The sequence below is a fragment of the Staphylococcus sp. HMSC056G08 genome, assembly GCF_001812305.1.
Taxonomy (GTDB): Bacteria; Bacillota; Bacilli; order Staphylococcales; family Staphylococcaceae; genus Staphylococcus; species Staphylococcus simulans.
In genome coordinates, this window is the sequence record NZ_KV808439.1 from 1 (window position 1) to 6,281 (window position 6,281).

Consider the following 6,281-nt stretch of genomic DNA (forward strand, 5'->3'; position numbering starts at 1 on the left):
CAGAAGTTGTAGAAACAGCTAGAGATAGTTTAGTCATAGGTATTCGTTAATAGAAAAAGCAATGTACTTTAATATAGGACATTGCTTTTCTCATTTACTAGGTAAAATCATTCTCATATATCAAGTAAAGTAACATACAGTTTCTAAATGTATGATTAGGGTGTATGAGAAAGGGTGTTGAAAATGATAGTTGGTTATGCACGAGTATCAACCATTGATCAGAATTTAGATAGACAGATTGAAAATTTAGAAGCATTTGGTGCTGAAAAAATATTCACAGAAAAACAATCAGGTAAATCGATTGAAGATAGACCTATTTTTATAGAAACATTGAACTTTGTAAGAATGGGAGATCGTTTAATCGTTGAATCGATTGACCGTCTAGGAAGAAATTATGACGAGATTATTCAAACGGTGAACTATTTAAAAGAAAAAGAAGTTCAATTAATGATTACAAGCTTGCCTATGATGAATGAAGCAATTGGTAACCCATTATTAGATAAGTTCATGAAAGATTTAATCATTCAAATTTTAGCAATGATTTCAGAACAAGAAAGAAATGAAAGTAAGCGTAGGCAAGCACAGGGAATTAAGGTAGCGAAAGAAAAAGGTATCTATAAAGGCAGACCTGTCCTTTACTCACCAAACGCGAAAGACCCACAGAAACGTTTAGTTTATCAACGTGTTGTAGAAATGTTAGATCAAGGAATTTCTATTAGTAAAATTGCTAAAGAAGTAGATATTACAAGACAGACCGTATATCGAATTAAAAATGAAAGAACAAAATAATTAATAAAATGAGTAAAAAGTGATTGTATAACACATTAGGAAATGATAATATGTTATACAATAACCTGCTTCTTTTAATTTAAAATTCTAAACTTTATTAAACTGTAAAAATGATAATTTCAAACTTCTTCATATTTTTCCCTTTAATAAGATATGAAGACGAAACATCTCTTCCAAAAGATAAGTAAAAAAGTGAGCGTTATTATCTATATAGACAATAACGCTCACTTTTAGTTTCATTGTTATTTTTCCAATCCATCAGTTAAAACATCTAAATTATACTCTAAATATTTAAGATAAGTATCAGCTACGCCACCTTCTTTACTAATTTCATCAGAGTAAATTGGTTTCTTGTAAATTGATACGCCACTTTCTTTAGATACGGTTTCCATTGGACGCTTATCTACGTTTGATTCTACAAATAAGTGAGATGGCTCATTTTTATCAATAAATTTTACTAAATCTTTGATTTGTTCTGGAGATCCATTCTCGTCCGTGTCTATCGCCCAAATATAACCTTCTTTTAGGTCATAACGGTCTGTTAAATATTGGAAAGCTTGTTCACTCGCTACAAAAACACGATCTTTCTTAGGAATATCGCCTAATTGTTTTTCATAATCATCTTCGATGTTATGTAATTTTTTTAAATATGCTTTTTCATTTTCTTTATAATAATCTTTGTTTTTTGGATTTCTTTCAGATAAAGATTTCGTGATATTTTTAATCATTTTTTCTCCTACTTTCGGATCAATAAATGCATGAGGGTTCACTTCTTTTTTGCCATCTTCATCTTTAATGTATTTAGGTTTAACACCTTCTGTTGTTTTTATCGCATTTTCTTTTGAAAAATCAGAAGACTCTAAAGCTTTAAATAACCAACCTTTACTGCCACCTTCTAAATTCAATCCATTATAGAAAACCAAATCGGCACTCGAGATATGTTTAATGTCATCTGGTTTAGGATCGTAGTCATGCGGGTCAGTGCCTGTAGGCACTAAATTTTTAACTTCAACGTGCTCTCCGCCAATTTCTTTAACCATATCATCAATCATAGAAAAACTTGTGACCACTTTGATTTTATCTTTATCTACTGATTCTAATTCTTTATCTGAATCACCGTCTTTATCTCCATTACTACAAGCTGCTAAAACAACAGAAAGTGTAATGGTGAATAAAAATAATATCACTTTTTTCATTATAAAAATCCTCCTAAGTTAATGTTTAATCATTCTCCACAATAGCCCATTTCTAGGTGCTAAGAAGAATGTGATAATAAATATAGCTGTAATAACTAATACAATAACCACACCTGAAGGTAAGTTAAATGTAAAACTAAAGAACAACCCAATAATAGATGAAATAGCACCTATCAACGCTGATAAAAGAATCATGGTTGATAGTCTTTTAGTCAGTAAATAAGCTGTCGAAGCTGGCGTAATCAATAAAGAAACAACTAAAATAACACCGACGGTTTGTAATGAGGCAACAGTTACTAACGTTAATAACACCATGATTGTGTAATGGATGAATTTTGTTGGTAAACCTGAAGCTGCAGCCATGGTTGGATCAAACGTTGATAGTAAAAATTCTTTATAAAAGATCACTACAATAATTAAGACAATCGCAGCGACAATAAATGTTAATGTTCGATCCTGTTCTTTAACTGTCAGTACATTACCAAATAAAATTTCCGTTAAATCTATGGACGATTGCGCTTTCGTAACAAGTAAAACCCCTAAAGCTAGAAAGGCAGAAAAAACAATACCTATAGATGAATCGCTTTTGATTTTACTGTTTTGGTTAACGAAACCGATTCCTAAAGCTGCCATAATCCCAAAGACTACCGCACCGTAGAAAAAATTAATGCCCATCATATAAGAAATAGCTACACCCGGTAGAACTGCATGTGAGATAGCATCTCCCATTAGCGCCAAACTTCTTAATACGATGAAACAACCAATAACGCCACAGATGATTCCGATGACAACAGAAGTTACAAGTGCTCTTTGAAGAAAACTAAACTGAAATAACTCATGTATAAATTGACTAATCATTTTTATCCCCACTTTCAGAAGGGATCAAAATATTTGTGCCAAAGGCTTGTGCTAAGTTATCTCCCGTAAACACATTTTCAACAGAACCAAAATCGATTAAATGTTTATTTAAAAGAATAAGGCTATCGAAATATTTACTGACTTTGGATAAGTCATGATGAACAATTAAAATTGTTTTTCCAGATTCAGCTAGTTCTTTTAATAAATCAACAATGATATTTTCACTTGTAATATCGATGCCAACAAAAGGTTCATCAAGTAATATCAAATCTGTTTTCTGAACTAACGTTCTAGCAATTAACACTCGTTGAAATTGTCCTCCTGATAGCTCCCCTATTTGTCGATCTTTATATTCCGACATATCCACTTTGTTAAGGGCTTCTGTTGCCATTGCTTTTTCTTTTTTCCCAGGTAACTGCCACGGTTTTAACCGAGGGTATATACCTAAAATGACACAATCTAAAACTTTCATAGGAAACGTTGTATCGATATTACTTTTTTGTTCGACGTATGAAAGATTTTTAAGTTGCTTATGTATAGGCTTACTTTTAAAAAATGTTTGTCCTTTGTGTGGTATTAAATTAATCATTGCTTTAATCAAAGTTGATTTACCTGCCCCATTTGGGCCAATAATCCCAACAATTTGTCCTTCTATCATTTCTAAAGAAACATCTTGTAAAGCTCGGGTTTGATTATCATAAACCACTGACAAGTTTTGTACATCTAACACGCTATTCCCTTCTTTCTTCACTTGCGTAAATAATATATTTAGGATAACCTAAATATATTATTTAGTCAAACGAAAATTTGAAGTTTGGCTAGCTATTTCTGCTTTAAAAATCAAAATTGTAGGTGGGATCATGATTACTGATGCGCAAAAGAAATATTTGAAAATTATCTTCCAATTAGGTGGAGACATTGAGCTAGTGTCTAATAAAATGTTATCTAAAAAGTTAGGAGCAGCGCCCCCTTCAATTAGCCAAATGTTAGATCGATTAACCGAAGCAGGTTTTGTCAAAAGTGAACATTATCGTGGTGTTATGTTAACTAAGAAAGGATTAACTTATACGATAGAAATGACTAACAATCATGAGATTATTAAAGCGTTTTTCATAAAAGTATTAAATATCAACTCTTCTGAAGTCAACCAAGAGGTTGATTTAATCGAAAATCACGTATCAGATAAATTTGTTCAACGTTTATCTGAATACTTAAGAACAAAACAATTTTAAAAAGGATGATTAACTATGAAGCTTTTTAATAAAAAGTACAGTACAAAGCAACAATTATTCTCTCCCAGCCCTCAAAATAAGAATACGAATCATAAATAAATGAGTCTGGGACATAATTTCTAACAAATTAGCCAGTAAATGAGTTTATTATAAATTCATTTACTGGCTTCTTTATTTACAATACTACGTATTGTTGGCTCGTTTTCTTAGGGGACAGCTTCAGCCTGTAGTCTTCAACTTGTCCTGTTCCCTCAAGAGTCTCGCCAAAATACTTTGTATTTATATGTAATTTTACATTGAAATACTTTAAAAAAATAAGGCACTTTCGTATAATTTAATAAATGTCACTAAACTAAATTAACGAGGTGCCTTATGTATAAAGATTATAACATGACTCAACTTACTCTACCATTGGAAACTTCAGTTCTTATCCCCACAAATGATATTTCACGACATGTCAATGATATTGTAGAAACAATTCCTAAAACTGAATTCGATGAATTCAGACATCATCGTGGTGCAACCTCATACCATCCCAAAATGATGTTAAAAGTCATTCTATATGCCTACACACAATCTGTGTTTTCAGGACGTAAGATAGAAAAATTACTTAATGATAGCATCCGGATGATGTGGTTATCACAAAATCAAAAGCCTTCTTATAAAACGATTAATCGATTTAGAGTCAATCCAAAAGTAGATGCTTTATTAGAATCATTATTTATTCAATTTCATAGTCAGTGTTTGAAACAACATCTTATAGATGATCAAACCATTTTTATTGATGGTACGAAAGTTGAGGCGAATGCCAATCGATATACATTTGTATGGAAAAAAGTATTCAAAACCATGAGACAAAGATGAATGAAGATTCTAAAGCACTCTATCACGAATTGGTAACAAATAAAATTATACCTGAGATTAAAAAAGATCACGATAATGACTTAACAAAGGAAGAAATAGATTTGATTGGTAGTCATTTGGATAAAGAAATCGAAGATTTAAATCAACATATCGATAATGAAAAATGTACTAAAATAAGAAAACAAATACGGCTCAAAAGAACTAAAATTAAACAATATAAAAAGCAAATTAATGATTACTCTGGGCGAAAGTATAAATACGACGTCCAAAAATCTATTTTAAAGGATAGAAATAGTTATTCTAAAACAGATCATGATGCCACATTTATGAGAATGAAAGAAGATCATATGAAAAATGGACAACTCAAGCCAGGTTATAATTTACAAATAGCGACAAATTCTCAATTCGTTTTATCTTATAATGTGTATCAAAATCCGACTGATACAAGAACGATGATACCATTTTTAAATTCAATTCAAGAGACCTACGGTCATTTACCTGAATATATTGTAGCTGATGCAGGTTATGGTAGCGAGCCCAATTATATGGCAATTATAGATGATTTTAATCGAATACCACTTATAACCTACGGTATGTTTATAAAAGATAAAACTAAAAAATATAAAAGCGACATCTTTAACACTCAAAATTGGGATTATGACGAAATTAACGATGAATATATTTGTCCAAACAATAAGCGATTGGGTTTTAAAAGATATGCCTATCGGCATGATAAATATGGGTTTAAGAGAGACTTCAAATTATATGAATGTGATGATTGTTCAGAATGTCCTCTGAGACACCAATGCATGAAATACAATTCAAAAACGAATAAAAAAATAATGAAAAATTATAATTGGGAATATTTTAAAGCCCAAATTAATAAAAAGCTTTCAGAACCAAAAATAAAAACCATCTACAGTCAAAGAAAAATTGATGTGGAGCCTGTTTTTGGATTTATGAAGGCTATTTTGGGTTTCACTCGAATGTCCGTTCGAGGGATAAATAAAGCCAAAAGAGAACTAGGATTTGTGCTAATGGCACTTAATATAAGAAAAGTAACAGCTCAACGAGCTGAAAATAATCAAAAAAATTATAAAAAAGACAATTTCTATATTATTTCAATAGAAATTGTCTTTTTTCACTTATCCAGATACTTTATGTCCCGAACTCATTTTTAATAACAAACTTTAACGTATTCAAAATGTGCAAAGGGAATGTTTGAGATAATTCTCAGACAAAATGTTATTAATTAGGAGAACTGTATCAAAGTAACTCATCCAAAGTTTTTCAATACAGTAAAGATTAGGTTCTGTTGCAAAGTTGAATTTATAGTATAATT

Annotated in this window: 5 protein-coding genes and 1 pseudogene; 3 read left to right on the forward strand and 3 right to left on the reverse strand. The window is 31.0% G+C overall.

Annotated elements, in window-relative coordinates; genetic code table 11:
- Positions 1–183 precede the first annotated feature (183 nt).
- Positions 184–789: a recombinase family protein gene (locus HMPREF2846_RS01625; RefSeq protein ID WP_002497488.1), complete on the forward strand. Its 606-nt coding sequence runs from the start codon at positions 184–186 to the stop codon at positions 787–789.
- A gap of 242 nt (positions 790–1,031) precedes the next feature.
- Here the strand turns inward: HMPREF2846_RS01625 and HMPREF2846_RS01630 are convergent, their stop codons facing one another.
- Genes HMPREF2846_RS01630 through HMPREF2846_RS01640 form a run of 3 tightly spaced genes read right to left on the reverse strand, consistent with a single transcriptional unit; the run spans position 1,032 to position 3,573 of the window.
- Entirely contained in the window at positions 1,032–1,985 is a 954-nt protein-coding gene (locus HMPREF2846_RS01630) for a metal ABC transporter substrate-binding protein (RefSeq protein WP_070625389.1), read from the reverse strand.
- Positions 1,986–2,003: 18 nt separating this feature from the next.
- Positions 2,004–2,843, reverse strand: a complete 840-nt coding sequence (locus HMPREF2846_RS01635; protein ID WP_002497486.1) for a metal ABC transporter permease — start codon at positions 2,841–2,843, stop codon at positions 2,004–2,006.
- Positions 2,836–3,573 carry a metal ABC transporter ATP-binding protein gene (locus HMPREF2846_RS01640; RefSeq protein ID WP_070625392.1) on the reverse strand — a complete coding sequence of 246 codons (738 nt, stop codon included), beginning with the start codon at positions 3,571–3,573 and terminating at the stop codon, positions 2,836–2,838. Before HMPREF2846_RS01640 ends, HMPREF2846_RS01635 begins: the two co-directional genes overlap by 8 nt.
- A gap of 130 nt (positions 3,574–3,703) precedes the next feature.
- Between HMPREF2846_RS01640 and HMPREF2846_RS01645 the strand changes: the two genes are divergently transcribed.
- On the forward strand, positions 3,704–4,075 hold the full coding sequence (locus HMPREF2846_RS01645; RefSeq protein WP_002497484.1) for a metal-dependent transcriptional regulator: 372 nt from the start codon (positions 3,704–3,706) through the stop codon (positions 4,073–4,075).
- 372 nt (positions 4,076–4,447) lie between these two features.
- Positions 4,448–6,120 (forward strand): annotated as a pseudogene (locus HMPREF2846_RS01650) (IS1182 family transposase).
- Positions 6,121–6,281 lie beyond the last annotated feature (161 nt).